General features: G+C 56.4%; 1 protein-coding gene. It reads left to right on the forward strand.

Annotation, left to right across the window (positions count from 1 at the left end):
- Nucleotides 1-95: 95 nt before the first annotated feature.
- Nucleotides 96-617: IS110 family transposase (locus AD944_RS00065; protein ID WP_045543131.1), on the forward strand; the 522-nt coding region annotated here is incomplete at its 3' end.

Below are 617 nucleotides of genomic sequence, written 5' to 3' on the forward strand. Positions count from 1 at the left end.
GATTGTGGCGTCTGCTTTGAGTGAAGTTGATCGGCCACGAATGACACACCTGACTGTGACCGCAGCGTTGGTTCCCTCACCAGAAAGGACCGACCATGACATTCCGTACCATTGGTATTGATCTGGCCATTCGCGGAGATCACCTCGCTCAGATCTATGACGATGGCCGCCCTAATGGCCGTGCAATTCGTTTCAGGCATGATCAGCCCTCACTTGCCGCCTTTGTTCAGACTGCCGTGATGGGGCTGAGGGCGGATGACCACATTCAGGCCATCATGGAGCCAACCGGTATGAGCTGGTTTCCTGTTGCCCACCACCTTGCGGATGCTGGCGTCACCGTAGCCCGCGTCAAGGGAAAGCGGGTCAAGGCTCTACGCCGTTACCTTTCCGAACACGCCAAAACGGATATGGCTGATGCCCAGATCCTGGCGGCCATACCGTCATTTGGTGGACCACGTCTTGATCCAGTCCACATTCCGGATCCGCAAAGCCACGCTCTTCAACGTCTGACCAAACAGAGAAGCCGCTTTCAGAACGAGATCGCGGATGCCAGGCGGCGTTTGCTTGATCTCATTCGTTGGGCATCCCCCAGGCTTGAAGCAGTCTTGCCCGACTTA

The organism is Acetobacter tropicalis (assembly GCF_001580915.1).
In the GTDB taxonomy this organism is placed as follows: Bacteria; Pseudomonadota; Alphaproteobacteria; order Acetobacterales; family Acetobacteraceae; genus Acetobacter; species Acetobacter tropicalis.